This window comes from Nocardioides sp. YIM 152315 (assembly GCF_029210375.1).
Taxonomy (GTDB): domain Bacteria; phylum Actinomycetota; class Actinomycetes; order Propionibacteriales; family Nocardioidaceae; genus Nocardioides.
Genome location: NZ_JARGER010000011.1, coordinates 13,814 through 32,570, shown reverse-complemented (window position 1 = coordinate 32,570; position 18,757 = coordinate 13,814). Strand labels below are relative to the sequence as shown.

Below are 18,757 nucleotides of genomic sequence, written 5' to 3'. Positions count from 1 at the left end.
CTGGTCCCGTCTTCGTCTGATCGGCAGGGTTGCCGATCGTGAGGGATACGCCCGGACTGGAGCCACGGTTGCACGCGCGCGAGGAAAACCTGGACAGGCGCAGCGTCAGGGGCGGGGCATCTCCTCGAGCCGGTCCAGGGCGCGCTCGGCGAGGGTCAGGAAGTCGTCGGAGGGGATGGTCACGTCCTTGACCGGCACGAACCCGACCTGCGCGACGGCGGTGCCGTCGCGCAGCACGCCCATCAGGAAGCTGATCGACTTCTCGTCGGTGACCTCGGTGGTGACCCGCCAGACGGTCAGCTCGCGGTCGCCGCGGCGTTCCTCGCGAAGGCGGGTGACCTCGGTGCCCATCTGCTTCTTCGAGCAGCTCGCGAGCCGGTCGCGGACGTCGGAGACGAACTCCTTCGCCTTCTTCGACCGCATCGTGGCGACGGTCTCGGTGAGCCCGAACTCGCTCGGCAGCTTTGCCTCGGGGATGAGGAACGTGCGGGTGAGGTTGTTGGTGATCCCGTCGCCGGTGAAGTCGGCGTTGTCGCAGTGGGTCGCGGCCGCGTTGTCGAGGGCACGGCGGGGCTCGGTGCCGACCCACGGCTGCCGCACCCGGGTGGCCGGCGGGAGGTCGACCTCGGCCAGCATGCCGGGGACCACGCCGACCGGGACGGGCGAGCTCTTCTTCGTCGACGACCCGGTCGAGCAGGCGCCGCCCTCCGGCAGCTCGCACAGGCGGTCGACGCCCTTGGAGAGCAGCCTGGCGACGGCACGCGGGCGCGGACCGTCGTCGCCGGGGGTGCGGGCGACCGTCGTCGTGGTGAAGCTGCCGGTGCGGGCGACCCCCGCGAGCAGGCGGGCGTCGGGGTCGCCCCAGGTGCGCAGCTCGAAGACCACGGCCTCGTCACCGACGTCCGGCACGGCGTACGTCGTGAGCAGCTGCGCGCGGTCGTCGCGGCAGTCGGCGAACCAGTGGGCCGCCACGTCGTAGGCCCGGCCCGCAGCCCGCTCGGTCGGCGCGGCCTCGGCCGCCTGGACGACGGCGGTCCGGTCGGACCTGCGGACCGACGTGCCGGGGTCGAACACCCGGACCAGCGCCGCATCGGGGCGGTTGCGCGGCACGGCGTACCGGGTCTCCTGGCAGGTCATCACCAGGCCGTCGCCCGTGGAGTTGTCGTCGGTGCTGGCGACGCTCCACGCCCGGTCGACGTCGGAGCCTGCCACGGTGCGCGCGACGTCGTCGCCGTCGAGCAGCGACTCCTCGGGCAGCGCCACCGGCTCGCGCTCCTCGGCGCCGGTCGGGGAGCCCGCGATGCGCTCGCCCGCGAGCGTCGGGCGCACGCCGTCGGCATCGGTGACGAGGGTGCCGGTGACGACCATGACCGCGGCCGTGGCGGCGACGCCGATGACGGTGTGGGTACGCCGCCGGGTGGCTCCGGCGCGGCGCAGGATCGTGGCGCGTGGCCAGCGGACGTTCTCGACGTGCGCGCCCACCGCCTCGAGCATGCCGCGCACGCTCGTGGTCGGGATCCCGCGCTGCAGCGCGAAGGTGGCCGTCGCGGTCTGGAGTTCGCGCTCCGCCTCGGTCCGGGGGAGCCCGACCTCCCGGGCCATCGCGCTCAGCGAGGCGCTCGTGAGCTCGGTGACGAGCAGCACACGACGTGGGGTCATCGAGAGCTTCGCCAGGGCGTCGAGCGTCGCCTTCACCTCGGGTCCGATGCTCTTCTCGCGGTGCCAGAGCTTGGCGGTGTGCCGCCGCTGCGCGTGTCGGCAGGCGTGCTCGCGGACCCACGCCTCGGGGTCCTCGAGCCGGGAGACCTTGCGCCAGTGGTGCCACGCGACGACGAAGGCGTCACGGACCGCCGCGCGGGAGGACGGGAGGTCGCCAGTGAGGCAGTACGTCAGCAGCAGCAGGCGGGTGCGGACGTCCCTGTAGAACTGGTCGAACTCGTCGGGCTCCCTCATGGCGGCCTCCACGGTAACGCCCGGCGCACATCGGCGCCGATTCGGCGTGTGCGCCCGGATCCGGCGTACGCCGGGAGCGATGATGGCCCCACCATGACCTCGCTGTTGCCCGGCCCGCTCTCGGCCGGACCCGCCTCCGGCCGGAGCAGCGCCGACCGCGGGCACCGGTCGCCGCTGGTCCCGGTCGCGCTCCTCGGTGGAGCGGCCGCGGCGGGGGCGGTCCTCCTCGTCTGCCTCGCCCTCGGGGTCGTGGGCTGGTTCCTCTCCGACGCCGGCGCCCACGGGACCCCGAGCGACGGACTGCGCGTGGGGGCGCTCGGGTGGCTGCTCGCACACGGGTCGGGCGTCCACGTCGACGGTGTCGCGGTCACGATCGTGCCGCTCGGGCTCTCCGCGCTCTGCGCGTGGTCGGCGTGGCGCATCGGCCACCGGGTCGGCGACGCGATCTCCGGACACGGTCCGGACGCCGACCGGATCGCCGACGGCGAGCGCGACTGGACCGTCCCGACCGCTGCGGCGTCGTTCTCCGGCGGCTACCTCGCCGTGGCCGTCGCCACGGGATTGCTGGCGTCGTCCGCCAGCACCGCACCCTCGCTGGCCCGGGTCGTGGTGTGGTCGATCGTGCTGTGCGCCGCGTTCGGCTGGACCGGCATCGCCACCGGCTCCGGCCGGCTCGCGATCTGGGCCGCCGCGGTGCCGCCCTGGCTGCGGGCCGGGCTGGCGGGCGGCCTGCGCATCCTCGGGACGTTCCTGGTCGCCTCGACGCTCCTCTTCCTCGTCGCGCTTGCCGTCGACCTCGGTACGGCGGTCAACGTGATGTCCCAGCTCCACGCCGGGGCCGGCGACGCGAGCGTCTACACCGTCCTCACCGCGACCCTGGTGCCCAACGCCGCGGTCTACGCCGGCAGCTACCTGCTCGGTCCGGGCTTCGTCGTCGGCGCCGGCACCCTGGTCTCGCCGTCGCTGGTCTCGCTCGGCCCGGTCCCGATGTTCCCGCTGCTCGCCGCGCTGCCCGACAACGGCGCCACGCCGGTGTGGGCGACGTACCTCATCGCCGCCCCGCCCCTGGTCGCCGCCGCGGCCGCCGCCTGGGCGCAGCGCCGCCGCCCGACCGTGCGCTGGGAGGAGGGCGCCCTGCGCGGCTGCGTCGGCGGCGTGCTCGCGGGCGTGCTGCTCGGCGTCGTCACCGCGGTCTCCGGGGGAGCGGCGGGCCCGGGCCGGATGCGCGAGATCGGGCCCGACGCCATGGACGTGATGGTCCACGCCGTCACGGCGTTCGGCATCGGCGGTGTCGTCGGCGGGCTCGCGATGACGTGGTGGCAGCGTCGCGCCACCGCCTCCCGGCACCCCTAGACTCCCTCGCGTGTCGCACACCGAGCCCGCTGCCCTGGTCGTCCTCGTGTCCGGGAGCGGCACCAACCTCCAGGCGCTCCTCGACGCGTGCGCGGACCCGGCGTACGGCGCGCGCGTGGTCGCCGTCGGCGCCGATCGTCACGGCATCGAGGGCCTGGCGCGTGCGGAACGGGCCGGCGTCCCGACGTTCGCGCTGCAGGTCAAGGACTTCGACTCCCGGGAGGAGTGGGACGCGGCGCTGGCCGGCGCGGTCGCGGCGTACGACCCCGACATCATCGTCTCCGCGGGCTTCATGAAGCTCCTCGGCAGCACGTTCCTCGCGTTGTACGGCGGGAAGGTGGTCAACACCCATCCGGCGCTGTCGCCGTCGTTCCCCGGCATGCGCGGCCCGGCCGACGCGCTGGCGTACGGCGTGAAGGTCACCGGCGCGACGCTCTTCGTCGTCGACCCGGGCATCGACACCGGACCGATCGTCGCGCAGGCCGCCGTCGAGGTCGTCGACGGCGACACCGAGGAGACGCTCCACGAGCGGATCAAGGTGGCCGAGCGGACCATGCTCGTCGACTCGGTCGGGCGGATGGCGCGGGAGGGCTTCGTGGTCGAGGGACGCCGCGTCCGCTTCGGCGGGCTGGTCGACTAGTCTCGGGATCACACGACTGGCGCAGGTGGGCAACCACCGGGGAGTGACGTCGGGAGCATCGTCCGCCTGGGTGCTTCCAGCTGTCCGTTCCAACGCTTCGCAGGAGTGTCCGTGTCCGATCACCGCATCCCGATCAAGCGCGCCCTCGTCTCCGTCTACGACAAGTCCGGCCTCGAGGACCTGGTCCGCGGTCTCCACGACGCCGGCGTCGAGCTCGTGTCGACCGGCGGCTCCGCCGCGCTGATCGGCGGGCTCGGCCTGCCGGTCACGAAGGTCGAGGACCTCACCGGCTTCCCCGAGTGCCTCGACGGCCGCGTCAAGACGCTGCACCCGAGGGTGCACGCCGGCATCCTGGCCGACCGCCGCCTCGACTCCCACGTCGAGCAGCTCGCCGAGCTCGGCGTCGAGCCCTTCGACCTGGTCGTGTCGAACCTCTACCCCTTCGTGCAGGCCGTCGCGTCCGGTGCGACCCCCGACGAGTGTGTCGAGCAGATCGACATCGGTGGCCCGTCGATGGTCCGCGCGGCCGCCAAGAACCACCCCTCGGTCGCGATCGTCACCTCGCCCGCCAGCTACCCGGCCGTGCTCGAGGCGGTCGCCGCGGGCGGCTTCACGCTCGCCCAGCGGCAGCGGCTCGCCGCCGAGGCGTTCGTGCACACCGCGACGTACGACGTCGCCGTCGCGTCGTGGATGGGCAACGTGCTGACCGACACCTCAGACGGCGAGGGGTTCCCCGCGTGGGTGGGTGGCACCTGGGACAAGTCGACCGCGCTGCGCTACGGCGAGAACCCGCACCAGCCGGCCGCTCTCTATCTCAACGGGTTCGGCACCGGGCTCGCGCAGGCCGAGCAGCTGCACGGCAAGGAGATGTCCTACAACAACTACGTGGACGCCGACGCGGCCCGGCGAGCGGCGTACGGCTTCGACGAGCCGGCCGTCGCGATCATCAAGCACGCGAACCCCTGCGGGATCGCCGTCGGCGCCGACGTCGCCGAGGCGCACCGCAGGGCCCACGAGTGCGACCCGGTCTCCGCGTTCGGCGGCGTGATCGCGGTCAACCGGCCGGTGTCGGTGGAGATGGCGCGCCAGGTGGCCGAGGTGTTCACCGAGGTCATCGTCGCGCCGGCGTACGACGAAGGCGCCGTCGAGGCGCTCCAGGGCAAGAAGAACATCCGGATCCTGGTCTGCGAGCCGCTGGGTCGCGGCGAGGTCGAGATGCGCCCGGTCTCCGGCGGCCTGCTGATGCAGCAGCGGGACTACGTCGACGCCCCCGGTGACGACCCCGCGTCCTGGACGCTCGCGACCGGAGAGGCCGCCTCGTCCGAGGTGCTGGCCGACCTGGCCTTCGCCTGGAAGGCGAGTCGGTCGGTGAAGTCCAACGCGATCCTGCTGGCGAAGGACGGCGCGTCCGTCGGCGTCGGCATGGGACAGGTCAACCGCGTCGACTCCTGCAGGCTCGCCGTCGAGCGGGCGGGGGAGCGGGCCGCCGGGTCGGTCGCGGCCTCGGACGCGTTCTTCCCGTTCGACGACGGTCCGCAGATCCTCATCGACGCCGGTGTCGCCGCGATCGTGCAGCCCGGCGGCTCGGTGCGCGACGAGCTGACGATCGAGGCGTGCGCCAAGGCCGGGATCACGATGTACTTCACCGGCACGCGGCACTTCTTCCACTGATCGGGGACGCGGAGCGGACCCGATCGTCGGTGGTTGAGCAGCGACGGAGCGTGTCGAAACCCGTCAACTCGCTGAACACCTGCCGCGCTGGGCAATGAAAGGATGCAGGACGTGACCGCACAGAAGCTGGACGGCTCCGCCACGCTCAAGGCGATCAAGGCCGAGCTCACCGAGCGGGTGGCCAAGCTGCGCGAGCGCGGCGTGGTGCCGGGGCTCGGCACCGTGCTCGTCGGCGACGACCCGGGCTCGCACTGGTACGTCGGCGCCAAGCACAAGGACTGCGCCGAGATCGGCATCGAGTCGATCCGGGTCGACCTGCCCGCGACGGCGACCCAGGCTGAGGTCGAGGCCGAGATCGACCGGCTGAACGCCGACCCGGCGTGCACCGGCTTCCTCGTCCAGCAGCCGACCGGGCTCGACGAGTTCCGGCTGCTCTCCCGTGTCGACCCCGACAAGGACGTCGACGGCCTGCACCCCACGAACCTCGGCAGGCTCGTGCTCGGCGAGCCGGGTCCGTTGCCGTGCACCCCGATCGGCTGCATCGAGCTGCTGCGTCGGCACGGTGTGGAGCTGAAGGGTGCGGAGGTGGTCGTCGTGGGCCGCGGCATCACGGTCGGCCGCCCGCTGGGGCTGCTGCTCACCCGCCGCAGCGAGAACTCCACCGTCACGCTGTGCCACACCGGCACCCGCGACCTCGCCGCCCACACCCGCAACGCCGACGTCGTCGTGGCCGCTGCCGGTGTGCCGGGGATCATCACGGCCGACATGGTGCGGCCGGGCGCCGCCGTACTCGACGTCGGTGTCTCCCGCGTCGACGGCAAGATCGCCGGCGACGTCGCCGACGACGTCTGGGACGTCGCCGCCTGGGTTTCACCGAACCCCGGGGGCGTCGGCCCGATGACCCGCGCGATGCTGCTCTCCAACATCGTGGCCGCAGCCGAGCGTCAGGCGTCGTGAGCGACCCGGAGCAGCCGCTCGGGCAGTCGCACGAGCCCGACGAGGAGGAGCCCGCGTCCGCGGAGGACACCGGGGACGGAGAGCCCCGGCGCTACCCCTCGACCATCGGAGGCGCGTTCTACCTGGCCGTGCTGGCCGTCGTGGCGATCGCGATCGGGGTCGTGACGACGGGGGAGTGGCGCGCCGGCATCCGCTGGTTCGGGGGTGCGTTGATCATCGCCGCCGTCATCCGCGCCGTGCTGCCGGCCAAGGACGCCGGCATGCTCGCCGTGCGCGCCCGGTGGTGGGACTGCACGCTCCTCGTCGGCACCGGCGCCGCGCTCATCTTCCTGGCCGGCTCGATCCCCGACCAGCCGCTGTAGACGACGGTCAGATGAGGCCGAGCTCCGTGACGGCCTCGCGCTCCTCGGCGAGCTCCGCGGTGGAGGCGTCGATCCGGGCCCGGGAGAAGTCGTCGATCTCGAGACCCTGGACGATCTCCCAGTCGCCGTCCTTCGTGGTGACGGGGAACGACGAGATCAGGCCCTCGGGCACGCCGTAGGAGCCGTCCGAGACGACGGCCATCGAGACCCAGTCGCCCGCGGCCGAGCCGAGCAGCCAGTCGCGCGCGGCGTCGACGGTGGCCGAGGCGGCCGAGGCGGCCGACGAGGAGCCGCGGGCCTCGATGATCGCCGCACCGCGCTTGGCGACGGTGGGGATGAAGGTGTCCTCGATCCAGGCCTGGTCGTCCACGGCCTCGGCGGCGTTCTTGCCGGCGATCTCGGCGTGGAAGATGTCGGGGTACTGCGTGGCGGAGTGGTTGCCCCAGATCGTCATCTTCTTGATGTCGGTGACGGCCGCGCCCGTCCTGGCGGCCAGCTGCGAGATCGCGCGGTTGTGGTCGAGGCGGGTCAGCGCGGAGAACCGCTCGCGCGGGATGTCGGGCGCGTTGGTCATCGCGATCAGCGCGTTGGTGTTGGCCGGGTTGCCGGTGACCCCGACGCGGATGTCGTCGGCGGCGACCTTGTTGAGCGCCTTGCCCTGCGCGGTGAAGATCGCGCCGTTGGCCGACAGCAGGTCGCCGCGCTCCATGCCCGCCGTGCGCGGACGGGCGCCGACCAGCAGGGCCAGGTTCGCGCCGTCGAAGATCGTCTCCGCGTCGTCGCCGATCTCGACGCCGGCGAGGTTCGGGAACGCGCAGTCGTCGAGCTCCATCACGACACCCTCGAGCGCCTTGAGGGCCGGCGTGATCTCGAGCAGCCGCAGCTCGATCGGGCGGTCGCCCAGGAGCGAGCCGCTCGCGAGGCGGAACAGCAGGCTGTAGCCGATCTGGCCGGCGGCGCCGGTGACGGCGACCTTCAACGGGGTTGAGCTCACGACGGACTCCTTGGCACACGTGGACGAGGGTGGACGAGGAAGGTGGGATTTCCGGCTCCCGACGCTAGCAGCGCCCGGCCCCCCTGCGATGCTGGGGTCCATGACCGTGCGGGCGCCCAGGATCGTGGCGTTCGTCACCGTCGTCGCGGCCGCTCTCGCCGGCTGCGGCACGGCGTCGGACCCGAGTCCGCCGAGCGGCGTCGACCAGCTGGTCATCCCGACGCCGAGCCCCGACCCCGACGACTTCGTCGCCGGGGTCGACAACGCGTGGCTGCCGCTGCCGCCCGGCCGCACCTGGATCTACCAGGTCGTCGACGCCCGCGGCGTCCACCGGCTCACCATGACGGTGGCCGACGGTCCGCAGGTCGCCGGCGTCGACACCACGGCGCGCGTGACGACCGAGCGCGGGCAGACCACGACGGACTGGTTCGCCCAGGACGACCAGGGCAACGTCTGGTGGTTCGGCCGCGACGGGGAGTGGGAGGCCGGGACGGATGGCGCCGAGGCGGGGCTCGCCATGCCCGACCGTCCGCGCGTCGGCGACGGCTTCCGTACGGCGTATCTGCCCGGTGTCGTCGAGGACGTCGTCACCGTGACCGCCGTCGACGAGACGGTCACGGTCCCCGCCGGCTCGTACGACGACCTCGTCGCGACCCTCGAGACCTCGGAGCGCGAGCCGGGCGCGCGGCAGCGCTACTGGGCGCGCGGCACCGGCCTGGTCGAGGAGGACGGCACCGGCCGGGTGCTCCGCCTCGCGACGGTCAGCGGCTGAGCGACCTCACGCGTGCGGCGGCCGGATCTGGGTGCCGCCGTCGCCCGGGTCGCCCTCGGGCCACTCGCTCGACTCGGGCGCCCGCTCCGCGGCGCTGGCCTCCTCGGCGGCAGCGGCCTGCTCCGCCTCCTGCTGGGCGCGCCACTGCTCCGGCGTCGAGCCCACCGGGTGCCACTGCTGGCCGACCGGGTCCCACTGCCAGCCGTCCTGGACGATCGGCTCGGCGACCGCCGGCTCCTGGTTCCACTGCTGCTGGTACTGGTCGGGCGCGGCGTACCCGGGGGCCTGCGCCGCCGTGCGTGGCCGGCCGAACCGGAGCCCGGAGCCCGCGACGACCTCGCCGACGCGACCGAAGAGCAGCGGGTAGGCGAGGCCCGCGACCGCCGCACCGATCAGTGGGGCGAGGATGAACAGCCACAGCTGCTCGATGGCGTCGGCGCCGGCGAAGAGCGCGGGGCCGATCGAGCGGGCGGGGTTGACCGAGGTGCCGGTGGCGGGGATCGCGACGAAGTGGATGGCCGCGAGCGTGAAGCCGATCGCGAGCGGGGCGAGGGCCGGGTGCTCGTTGCGCTCGTCAGTCACGGCCAGGATCACGGTCACGAAGACCGCGGTCAGGACGAGCTCGAGCAGGAACGCCGCCCAGCCGGCGTACCCGCTGCCGACGTCGCCGAAGGCGTTCTGGCCCATGTTGCCCTCGGCGTCGAAGTTGTCGAAGCCCTGCAGCAGCAGGAAGAGCAGCAGAGCGCCGAGGACGGCACCGACGAGCTGGGCGAGGATGTAGAAGCCCACCTCGCGCCAGGCCATCCGGCCACCGACTCCGGCGCCGACGGACACCGCCGGGTTGAAGTGGCCACCGGAGACCCGTCCGAAGGCGTAGACCATCACCATGACGGCGACGCCGAAGGTGAGGCCGACCGTGGTGACGGTCGACGGCAGCAGCCGGCCGTCGTTCGCGGCCTGCGCGGTGCCGTAGACCACGACGGATCCGCAGCCGAAGAACACGAGCACGAACGTCCCGATGACCTCGGCGGTCAGCTTCTGCTGGATGGTGGGCTCGGACATGGCATCTGCTCCCTCGTGGCGCCCCCCGCGGGCGCGGCGACAGCACCTTACCCACGCCCACCCCTCGGTAGACCTCACCCGAACCGGGTGCAAAGGTGGACGGGTCGACCCCGTCAGGTATCTTGACGTCAAGGAAGTTTCGGGCCCCGCTCAGCGCCACGCCGTCCGGCCCTACGCCGTCCAGCCCTACGCCGTCCAGCACAGGAGACGCAGAACCCTCATGGCCAAGATCATCTACACGCACACGGACGAGGCGCCGCTGCTCGCGACGTACTCCTTCCTCCCGATCGTGCAGGCGTACGCCGGCCGGGCGGGCGTCGACATCGACACCCGCGACATCTCGCTGAGCGGCCGGATCCTCGGCGCTTTCGGGATCGTCGACGACGCGCTGGCCGAGCTCGGCGACCTCGCCAAGACGCCCGAGGCCAACATCATCAAGCTCCCGAACATCTCCGCCTCGGTGCCGCAGCTCAAGGCCGCGATCAAGGAGCTGCAGGAGCAGGGCCACGCGATCCCCGACTACCCGGAGAGCCCCTCGACCGACGAGGAGAAGGAGACCCGGGCCACCTACGACAAGGTCAAGGGCTCGGCCGTCAACCCGGTCCTGCGCGAGGGCAACTCCGACCGCCGCGCGCCCGCCTCGGTCAAGAACTACGCGAAGACCCACCCCCACCGGATGGGCGCCTGGAGCTCCGACTCCAAGACCAACGTCGCGACCATGGGCCAGCACGACTTCCGCTCCAACGAGAAGTCGGTCGTCGTCCCGGCCGACGACACCCTGACCATCAAGCACGTCGGCGCCGACGGCACCGAGATGGTGCTCAAGGACGGCATCGGGGTGCTCGCCGGCGAGGTCGTCGACGGCACGTTCATGGACGTCGCCGCGCTGCGCCGCTTCCTCACCGAGCAGATCGCCCGCGCCAAGGCCGAGGACGTGCTGTTCTCGGTGCACCTCAAGGCCACGATGATGAAGGTCTCCGACCCGATCATCTTCGGTCACGTCGTCCAGGCGTTCTTCCCGACGCTCTTCGAGCAGTACGGCGCACCGCTGGCTGCCGCGGGCATCTCGCCCAACGACGGGCTGGGTGGGCTGCTCACGGCGGCCGAGAAGCTGCCGGAGGGCGGGGCCATCAAGGCGGCCGTCGAGGCCGGCCTGGCCGAGGGACCGAAGATGGCGATGGTCGACTCCGACCGCGGCATCACCAACCTGCACGTCCCCTCCGACGTCATCATCGACGCGTCGATGCCGGCGATGATCCGCACCAGCGGCCACATGTGGGGTCCCGACGGCGACGAGGCCGACACCCTCGCGGTGATCCCGGACTCGTCCTACGCAGGCGTCTACCAGACCGTCATCGACGACTGCCGCGCCCACGGCGCCTTCGACCCGGCCACCATGGGCTCGGTGCCCAACGTGGGCCTGATGGCCCAGGCCGCCGAGGAGTACGGCTCCCACGACAAGACCTTCGAGGTCCCGGCCGCCGGACAGGTCCAGGTCGTCAACGCCGCCGGCGACGTGCTCATCGAGCACGACGTGCAGCCGGGCGACATCTGGCGTGCGTGCCAGACCAAGGACGCCCCGATCCGCGACTGGGTCAAGCTCGCCGTCGCGCGGGCCCGCGCCACCGGCGCCCCGGCCGTCTTCTGGCTCGACCGGACCCGGGCCCACGACGCGAACCTGATCGCGAAGGTCGACGAGTACCTGCCCGAGCACGACACGACCGGCCTGACCATCGAGATCATGTCCCCGGCCGAGGCCACGGCGTACTCGCTGGAGCGCATCCGCCGGGGCGAGGACACCATCTCGGTGACCGGCAACGTGCTGCGCGACTACAACACCGACCTCTTCCCGATCCTCGAGCTCGGCACCTCGGCGAAGATGCTCTCCGTCGTCCCGCTGATGAACGGCGGCGGCCTCTTCGAGACCGGCGCGGGAGGCTCGGCGCCCAAGCACGTGCAGCAACTGGTCAAGGAGAACTACCTGCGCTGGGACAGCCTGGGCGAGTTCTTCGCGCTGGTGCCCTCGCTGGAGCTGTACGCCGAGCAGGCCGGCACCCCGGCCGCGACGGTGCTCGCGGAAACCCTCGACCGGGCGACCGGCACCTTCCTCAACGAGGACAAGTCCCCGACCCGGCGGCTGGGCGGCATCGACAACCGCGGCTCGCACTTCTACCTCGCGCTCTTCTGGGCCCAGGAGCTCGCGCAGCAGACCGACGACGCCGACCTCGCTGCCGTCTTCAAGCCGCTGGCGGACACGCTCGCCGCGAACGAGCAGACGATCGTGGACGAGCTGATCGCGGTGCAGGGCTCGCCGGCCGACATCGGGGGCTACTACCGGCCCGACGACGCCAAGGCCGACGCGGTGATGCGCCCCTCGGCGACGCTCAACGAGGCGCTGGCTTCCCTTGCCTGACATCCAGGACGAGGTCCACCCCGGCCAGGCCCACTGGGACCAGCGGCCGGCGCTGGGACGCCGGGGCATGGTGCTCATGGCCGGCGTCGTGGTCGTGATCGCGGCGGCGGCCTTCGGCATCGTGTCGCTGGTCTCGCAGGGCTCCGACACCCAGGCGTCGGCGATCAGGGTGCCCACGTCGGGATGGATCTCCGGCCAGGAGGAGGGCACCGAGACGATCCGCGGCACGCTCTCGGTCGACGAGCGGCACTGCGTCTACCTCGAGACCGGCACCGGCGAGAAGGTCTTCCCGGTGTGGCCGGCCGGGTTCTACGGCCGCCTCGACGGCGCCGGCAACGTGCGCCTCTACGACGGGGCCGACGAGCTGGTCGCCCGGGACGGCGCCGCCCTCCAGGCGTCGGGGACCTTCCAGTCCGCGGCGCAGTACGCCGGCGAGCCGTGCCTCCCCGGCGAGGGCGACGTGGCCGTCGTGCAGTCGGAGGTCACTGTCCTTCCGTGACCCCTCGTGCGAGGGTGGCAGGGCACGGACTGCCGATCGCAGGAGGTCACGATGACGGACCACGCGACACCTCCGACCGCGACCTCCGCGGCTCCCCTCAAGGAGGTGCCCGAGCAGCTGCGCAGCGATCGGGGCCTGCCGGTCGTCGGCCGGATCTTCGAGTACGCCCGGGACCCGGTCGCGCTCTTCCGGCACCAGTGGGAGACCTACGGACCGGTCTCGCCCTTCAGCGCGGTCGTCGACAGCGCCGTCGTGCTCCTCGGTCCGGACGCGTGCGAGCAGGCACTCCGCAACGCCGACAAGGCGTTCGCCAACGAGCCGGCGTGGGGGCGGATCGTCGGCCCCTTCTTCAACCGCGGGCTGATGCTGCTCGACTTCGACGAGCACCACGCCCACCGGCGGATTCTGCAGGAGGCGTTCACCCGCGACCGGCTCTCGGCGTACGCCGAGCGGATGCATCCGGCCATCGCCGAGGGCATGGCGTCGTGGGGCACCGAGCCCGGCTTCAGGGCCTACCCCGCGCTCAAGCAGCTCACGCTCGACATCGCGGCCGACATCTTCATGGGCGGCGCCGACGCCACGAGTCGTGCGGAGATGGACCGCGTCAACAAGGCGTTCATCGCCTGCGTCCAGGCAGCGGCCGGCATCGTCCGCGCCGACGTGCCGTTCACCCGGTGGGGGCGCGCCTACCGCGGTCGGAGGGTGCTCGAGGAGTTCCTGCGCGGCTACCTGCCGGCGAAGCGGGCGGCGCGCACCGACGACATCTTCTCCGTGCTCTGCCACATCGAGACCGAGGACGGCGAGCGCTTCGGCGACGACGACGTCGTCAACCACATGATCTTCCTGATGATGGCCGCGCACGACACGTCGACGATCACGACCTCCACGATGCTGCAGTACCTCGGCCAGCACCCGGAGTGGCAGGAGCGCTGCCGCGCGGAGGCGCTCGAGCTCGGCCCGGAGCCGACCCTCGCCGAGCTCGAGGGGCTGCAGGCGGTCGACCTCGTGATGAAGGAGGCCCTGCGGCTGCGGGCGCCGGTCCCGATCCTCGTGCGCAAGACCGTCAAGGAGACCGCCGTCCAGGGCTATCGGATCCCCGCCGAGACCCACGTCATGGTCGGGGTGCAGTGGTCGCACCTGATGGAGGAGCACTGGACCGACCCGATGGCGTTCGACCCCGACCGCTTCTCACCCGACCGGCGCGAGGACAAGTCACACCGCTACGCCTGGGAGCCGTTCGGCGGGGGCGTGCACAAGTGCATCGGCCTCTACTTCGCGGGCATGGAGGTCAAGGCGATCCTGCACCGGCTGCTGCGCGGCTACCGCTGGAGCGTGGACCCTGGGTACGTCGCGCCGCTCGACCACCACTCGCTGCCGTTCCCGAAGGACGGGCAGCCGATCGACCTGGTCCGCACCGCGTAGGCCCGGACCGGCTCACTCGTAGCGGAAGGTCGACACGACGTCCTTGAGCTCCGCGGACATCCGCGACAGCTCGGCGACCGCGCCGTTGAGCTCCTGCGCCCCCTGGGAGGTGACCTGGCTGGCCGCGGCGACCCGACCGATGGTGGCCGCGATCTCCCCGGAGCCGGTGGCGGCGTCGCCCACGTTGCGGTTCATCTCCTGGGTGGTGAGGGTCTGCTCCTCGACCGCGGCAGCGATCGTGGTCTGCGAGTCGCTGATGCGGCCGACGACGGCACCGATCTGGTGGATCGCGTCGACGGCACCCGCCGCGTCCGACTGGATCGCACCGACCCGGCGGGCGATGTCGTCGGTCGCCCGGGCGGTCTCCTGGGCCAGCTCCTTGACCTCGTTGGCGACCACGGCGAAGCCCTTGCCGGCCTCGCCGGCACGGGCGGCCTCGATGGTGGCGTTGAGGGCGAGCAGGTTGGTCTGCTCGGCGATCGAAGTGATCGTCTTGACCACGTTGCCGATCTCCTGGCTGGAGGTGCCGAGCCGGGTCACCGTCTCGCCGGTGCGCCCGGCGGTCTCGACGGCCTCGGTGGCGACCCCGGCGGCGTCGTGGGCGCTCCGGGCGATCTCCTGGATCGACGCGCCCATCTCCTCCGAGCCGGCGGCGACGGTCTGGACGTTGTGGGAGACCGCGTCGGCGGCCGTGCTGACCACCCGGGCCTCGGCGGACGCCTGCTCGGCGGACCCGGAGATCGTGCCGGCGGTCGCCGTGATCTGCTCGGCGGCGGTCGCGACGGTCGTCGCCGACTGGGCCACCGTGGAGACGATGCCGCGCAGCGAACCCATCGTCGAGTCGAACGCCCGGGCGAGGTGGCCGATCTCGTCGCGCTGCTCGATGCCGGGCGACGCGGTCAGGTCGCCCTCGGCGACGCGGTCGATCGCGTCGACGCACCGGCGCAGCGGGCGCACGATCGACCGGGTGACGGCCACGCCCGCGGCGATCGCGAGGCCGAGCGCGAGCAGGGCGGCGACCACCATGATGGCCATCGCGCGCTGCGCGACGTCGTCCGCGTGCTCGTGCAGCGCGTGCGCACGGTGGTCGACCGAGGACACCAGCTCGTCGGTCGTCTCGAGGAGCGCCGCCCACGAGGTGGCGAGAGCGCCGCTGTTGAGGACCTTGAAGGCCTGGTACATGTCACCCGGACCCGCGGTCGTGCGCAGCTGCTCGGTCCAGGCGTCGGTCGCCGCGAAGTAGTCGTCCCACTGCTGGCGCATCGTCGCGAGGTCCGCGCGCTCGCCCTCGGACATCACGCCCGTGTCGATGCCGTCGAGCACGGCGTACACGTTCTCGCGCGACTCGATCAGGCCCGACATGTTGTCGGCGTCCGGCTCGACGGCCTGGGCCGGGCTGGACGCCGTCGCCTCGGAGTAGATGTAGCCCTGCCAGCCGCTGACGTCGGAGTCCAGGAAGCGGAGCTCCTTGACGTCGTCACGCATCGCGGCGAGCCGCTGCTGGTCGTCGCCGAGCGCGACCTGCTGGCGGGCCGCGTTGATGCCGGTGGCCGCGACGACCGCCACGAGGAGGCAGATCAGGGCGAAGGCGACCGCGAGTCGCCGTCCGATCGACAGGTGGTGCATGAGCGTGCGCATGGTTGCCGTTCTGCGTCGAAGATGGGTGCAAGACCTTGTGATCGACCGGTTCGCGAGGTACTTGAACACTTCAGGAATACCTCCGGAGGGCGGGCTGGTTGCAGACTGGAGACCACCCGACGAGAGCTGCGTACGCCGTCAGCCGCGATCCGACCAGACACCGGAAGGTCCCGCCCCCTGTGACGACGACTGCACCCACCCCTGCCGCGACCGACCGGTCGCCGACGCCCGCGAGCCACTACCGGCTCGCGGTCCTCGCCCTGGCGATCGGTGGCTTCGCGATCGGCACCACCGAGTTCGTGACGATGGGCCTGCTCCCGCAGGTCGCCGACGGTGTCGGCATCTCGATCCCGCAGGCCGGTCACGTCATCTCGGCGTACGCGCTCGGCGTCGTCGTCGGCGCACCGGTGATCGCCGTCTTCGGGGCGAAGCTGCCGCGTCGCGCGCTCCTCGTCGGCCTGATGGCGGCGTACGCCGCGTTCAACGTGCTCAGCGCGCTCGCCGACAGCTACGGCGTGCTGTTCGCCGCTCGGTTCCTCGACGGGCTGCCGCACGGTGCCTACTTCGGGGTGGCGTCGCTGGTCGCCGCCGACCTGGCCGCCCCCGGCCGCCGCGGGCGCGCGGTCGCGAGCGTGATGCTCGGCCTGTCCGTCGCGAACGTCGTCGGCGTGCCCGCCGCCACCTGGCTCGGCCAGCAGGTCGGCTGGCGCGCGGCGTACCTCTCCACCGCGGGGCTCGCCCTGGTCACCGTGCTGATGGTGCTGACCTTCGTGCCCCGCGTGCCCGGCGACCCCGAGGCGACGGGGCGGCGGGAGATGCTGTTCTTCCGCAACGGCCAGGCGCTGCTCACCCTCCTCGCGGGTGCCGTCGGCTTCGGTGGGCTCTTCGCCGTGTACTCCTACATCGCACCGACCGTCACCGACGTGGGCGGCCTGTCCGAGTCGGCCGTGCCGGTCTTCACGGCGGCCTTCGGCGTCGGCATGGTCGCGGGCACCTGGCTCGCGGGTCGGCTCGCCGAGTGGTCGGTCTTCCGCACGCTGATCTGGTCGGGCGCCGCCTCCGGGCTCGTGATGCTGGTCGTCTGGGCGGTCGCGCCGTACGGCTGGTGGTTGCTGCCGGTGATCTTCCTGGTGACCGCGACCGGTTCGGTGCTCGTGGTGAACCTGCAGCTGCGGCTGATGTCGGTCTCCGGCAAGGCGCAGACGCTCGGCGCCGCGATGAACCACGCGTCGCTCAACATCGCCAACGCGCTCGGCGCGTGGCTGGGCGGCCTCGTGATCGCTGCCGGTCACGGCTACCGCGCGCCGGCCCTCGTGGGGGCTGCACTCTCGGTGGCCGGCATCGCCGTGCTGTTCTGGTCGGCTGCGCTGCACCGCCGGACCGGCTGACCCTGCCGCGCCCGCCGTAGCTCCATCCGGAAGAATGACCGCCATGTCCACCACGACCGCCTCCGAGGTCGCGCTGTCGGCGCAGGGCTCCGGCACCTCCCGGCCCCGCGTGCTCTCCGGCATCCAGCCGACGGCCGACTCGTTCCACTTCGGCAACTACCTCGGCGCGCTGCGGCAGTGGGTGGACCTGCAGCAGGACTACCAGCCGTTCTTCTTCATCGCCGACCTGCACGCGATCACGGTGGAGCAGGACCCGAAGGTGCTCCGCGAGCGGACGCTGCGCGCGGCCGCGCAGCTGCTCGCGATGGGCATCGACCCCGACCGCTCGGCGATCTTCGTGCAGTCCCAGGTGCCCGAGCACGCCCAGCTCGGCTGGGTGCTCCAATGCCTGACCGGCTTCGGCGAGGCGCGCCGGATGACGCAGTTCAAGGACAAGTCCGCGAGGGGCGGCGAGGGCGCGGCCAGCGTCGGCCTCTTCACCTACCCGGTCCTCCAGGCCGCCGACATCCTGCTCTACCGGCCCCACTACGTGCCGGTCGGCGAGGACCAGCGCCAGCACCTCGAGCTGACCCGCGACCTCGCCCAGCGCTTCAACAGCCGCTACAAGAAGACGTTCCGGCTGCCGGAGCCCTACATCCTGAAGGCGACCGCGAAGATCACCGACCTCCAGGACCCGACCGCGAAGATGTCGAAGTCGGCCTCCTCCCCGTCCGGCATCGTCGAGATGCTCGACGACCCCAGGATCTCCGCCAAGAAGATCCGCTCGGCGGTCACCGACTCCGGGTCCGAGATCCACTTCGACCCCGACGCGAAGCCCGGCGTCAGCAACCTCTTGACGATCTACTCCGCGCTGACGGGCCGCTCGACCGCCGATCTCGAGGCCGAGTACGCCGGCCGCGGGTACGGCGACCTCAAGAAGGACCTGGCCGAGGTCGTGATCGACTTCGTCACGCCGTTCCGCACGCGCACGCTCGAGCTGCTCGACGACCAGTCCTACCTCACCGACGTGCTCCGGCGCGGTGCCGAGCAGGCCGGCGCGGTCGCCGCCGGCACGCTGCGCGACGTCTACCAGCGGGTCGGCTTCGTGGCGGCGGCCCAGTAGGGTCCGAGAATGCCGACGATTGGAGTGGCGGTCGCGATCCCGGAGCCCTGGGCGACCGAGCTGCAGGACTACCGGACCTCCGTCGGCGACGTCACGGCGGCGATGATCCCGACCCACATCACGTTGGTCCCCCCCACGGAGATCGCGGCGGCCGACCTCCCCGGCGTCGAGCAGCACCTGGCTCGGGCCGCCGCCGACCTCGACAGCTTCCGCGTCCACCTGCGTGGCACGGGCACGTTCCGGCCGATCTCGCCGGTGGTCTTCGTGACCCTCGTCGAGGGCATCTCGCACTGCGAACGACTCGCCGACGCCGTACGCAGCGGGCCGCTCGACGTGGTGCTCGAGCACCCCTACCACCCGCACGTCACCATCGCCCACCACCTCGAGGACGCGCTGCTCGACCGGGCCTTCGCGGAGCTGGCCGGCTTCGAGTGCGAGTTCCTGGTCGGGGAGTTCCACCTCTACGTGCACGACGAGGCCATCGGCTGGCAGCCGACGCGGCAGTTCTCGCTGGCGGCCGCGGAGTCCTGA

16 protein-coding genes are annotated in these 18,757 nt (G+C 72.2%); 12 read left to right on the top strand and 4 right to left on the bottom strand.

Features of this window, described 5'->3' with window-relative positions; genetic code table 11:
• Window positions 1-105: 105 nt before the first annotated feature.
• A complete protein-coding gene (locus PZ894_RS02100; protein ID WP_275741984.1) occupies window positions 106-1,953 on the bottom strand; it encodes a hypothetical protein in 1,848 nt (615 codons plus the stop codon).
• 93 nt (window positions 1,954-2,046) lie between these two features.
• Here PZ894_RS02100 and PZ894_RS02095 point away from each other — a divergent pair, with 93 nt between their 5' ends.
• The 5 genes from PZ894_RS02095 (at window position 2,047) to PZ894_RS02075 (ending at window position 6,936) form a co-directional block, all read left to right on the top strand.
• Entirely contained in the window at window positions 2,047-3,306 is a 1,260-nt protein-coding gene (locus PZ894_RS02095) for a DUF6350 family protein (protein WP_275741982.1), read from the top strand.
• Window positions 3,307-3,316: 10 nt separating this feature from the next.
• The gene (gene purN / locus PZ894_RS02090; protein WP_275741980.1) at window positions 3,317-3,946 is read left to right on the top strand and encodes a phosphoribosylglycinamide formyltransferase; all 630 of its coding nucleotides are present in this window, start codon (window positions 3,317-3,319) and stop codon (window positions 3,944-3,946) included.
• A 111-nt stretch (window positions 3,947-4,057) separates the two neighbouring features.
• A complete protein-coding gene (purH, locus tag PZ894_RS02085; protein WP_275741978.1) occupies window positions 4,058-5,617 on the top strand; it encodes a bifunctional phosphoribosylaminoimidazolecarboxamide formyltransferase/IMP cyclohydrolase in 1,560 nt (519 codons plus the stop codon).
• Window positions 5,618-5,728: 111 nt separating this feature from the next.
• Window positions 5,729-6,574: a bifunctional methylenetetrahydrofolate dehydrogenase/methenyltetrahydrofolate cyclohydrolase gene (locus PZ894_RS02080; protein ID WP_275741976.1), complete on the top strand. Its 846-nt coding sequence runs from the start codon at window positions 5,729-5,731 to the stop codon at window positions 6,572-6,574.
• Window positions 6,571-6,936 carry a DUF3017 domain-containing protein gene (locus PZ894_RS02075; protein WP_275741974.1) on the top strand — a complete coding sequence of 122 codons (366 nt, stop codon included), beginning with the start codon at window positions 6,571-6,573 and terminating at the stop codon, window positions 6,934-6,936. Before PZ894_RS02080 ends, PZ894_RS02075 begins: the two co-directional genes overlap by 4 nt.
• A 7-nt stretch (window positions 6,937-6,943) precedes the next feature.
• On the opposite strand, the gene PZ894_RS02070 is transcribed toward PZ894_RS02075, so the two are convergent.
• Window positions 6,944-7,930, bottom strand: a complete 987-nt coding sequence (locus PZ894_RS02070; protein ID WP_275741972.1) for a malate dehydrogenase — start codon at window positions 7,928-7,930, stop codon at window positions 6,944-6,946.
• A 100-nt stretch (window positions 7,931-8,030) separates the two neighbouring features.
• Here PZ894_RS02070 and PZ894_RS02065 point away from each other — a divergent pair, with 100 nt between their 5' ends.
• On the top strand, window positions 8,031-8,702 hold the full coding sequence (locus PZ894_RS02065; protein ID WP_275741970.1) for a hypothetical protein: 672 nt from the start codon (window positions 8,031-8,033) through the stop codon (window positions 8,700-8,702).
• Between the two features lie 6 nt (window positions 8,703-8,708).
• Here PZ894_RS02065 and PZ894_RS02060 read toward each other — a convergent pair whose 3' ends face one another.
• Window positions 8,709-9,764, bottom strand: coding sequence for an MIP family channel protein (locus PZ894_RS02060; RefSeq protein WP_275741968.1), 1,056 nt, complete (start codon window positions 9,762-9,764; stop codon window positions 8,709-8,711).
• Between the two features lie 220 nt (window positions 9,765-9,984).
• Here PZ894_RS02060 and PZ894_RS02055 point away from each other — a divergent pair, with 220 nt between their 5' ends.
• From PZ894_RS02055 to PZ894_RS02045, 3 genes are read left to right on the top strand one after another with little or no spacing between them, the layout of a single operon-like run.
• Entirely contained in the window at window positions 9,985-12,177 is a 2,193-nt protein-coding gene (locus PZ894_RS02055) for an NADP-dependent isocitrate dehydrogenase (RefSeq protein WP_275741966.1), read from the top strand.
• The gene (locus tag PZ894_RS02050; RefSeq protein WP_275741964.1) at window positions 12,170-12,676 is read left to right on the top strand and encodes a hypothetical protein; all 507 of its coding nucleotides are present in this window, start codon (window positions 12,170-12,172) and stop codon (window positions 12,674-12,676) included. Before PZ894_RS02055 ends, PZ894_RS02050 begins: the two co-directional genes overlap by 8 nt.
• Before the next feature lie 51 nt (window positions 12,677-12,727).
• Entirely contained in the window at window positions 12,728-14,098 is a 1,371-nt protein-coding gene (locus PZ894_RS02045; RefSeq protein ID WP_275741962.1) for a cytochrome P450, read from the top strand.
• Window positions 14,099-14,110: 12 nt separating this feature from the next.
• Here PZ894_RS02045 and PZ894_RS02040 read toward each other — a convergent pair whose 3' ends face one another.
• Entirely contained in the window at window positions 14,111-15,736 is a 1,626-nt protein-coding gene (locus PZ894_RS02040) for a methyl-accepting chemotaxis protein (protein ID WP_275741960.1), read from the bottom strand.
• A 179-nt stretch (window positions 15,737-15,915) separates the two neighbouring features.
• Between PZ894_RS02040 and PZ894_RS02035 the strand changes: the two genes are divergently transcribed.
• The 3 genes from PZ894_RS02035 to PZ894_RS02025 are packed head-to-tail and all read left to right on the top strand — an operon-like array spanning window position 15,916 to window position 18,757.
• Window positions 15,916-17,124 carry an MFS transporter gene (locus PZ894_RS02035; RefSeq protein ID WP_275741958.1) on the top strand — a complete coding sequence of 403 codons (1,209 nt, stop codon included), beginning with the start codon at window positions 15,916-15,918 and terminating at the stop codon, window positions 17,122-17,124.
• 43 nt (window positions 17,125-17,167) lie between these two features.
• Complete coding sequence (gene trpS, locus PZ894_RS02030) at window positions 17,168-18,226, top strand: tryptophan--tRNA ligase (RefSeq protein WP_275741956.1); 1,059 nt, start codon at window positions 17,168-17,170, stop codon at window positions 18,224-18,226.
• A gap of 9 nt (window positions 18,227-18,235) precedes the next feature.
• A complete protein-coding gene (locus PZ894_RS02025) occupies window positions 18,236-18,757 on the top strand; it encodes a 2'-5' RNA ligase family protein (RefSeq protein WP_275741954.1) in 522 nt (173 codons plus the stop codon).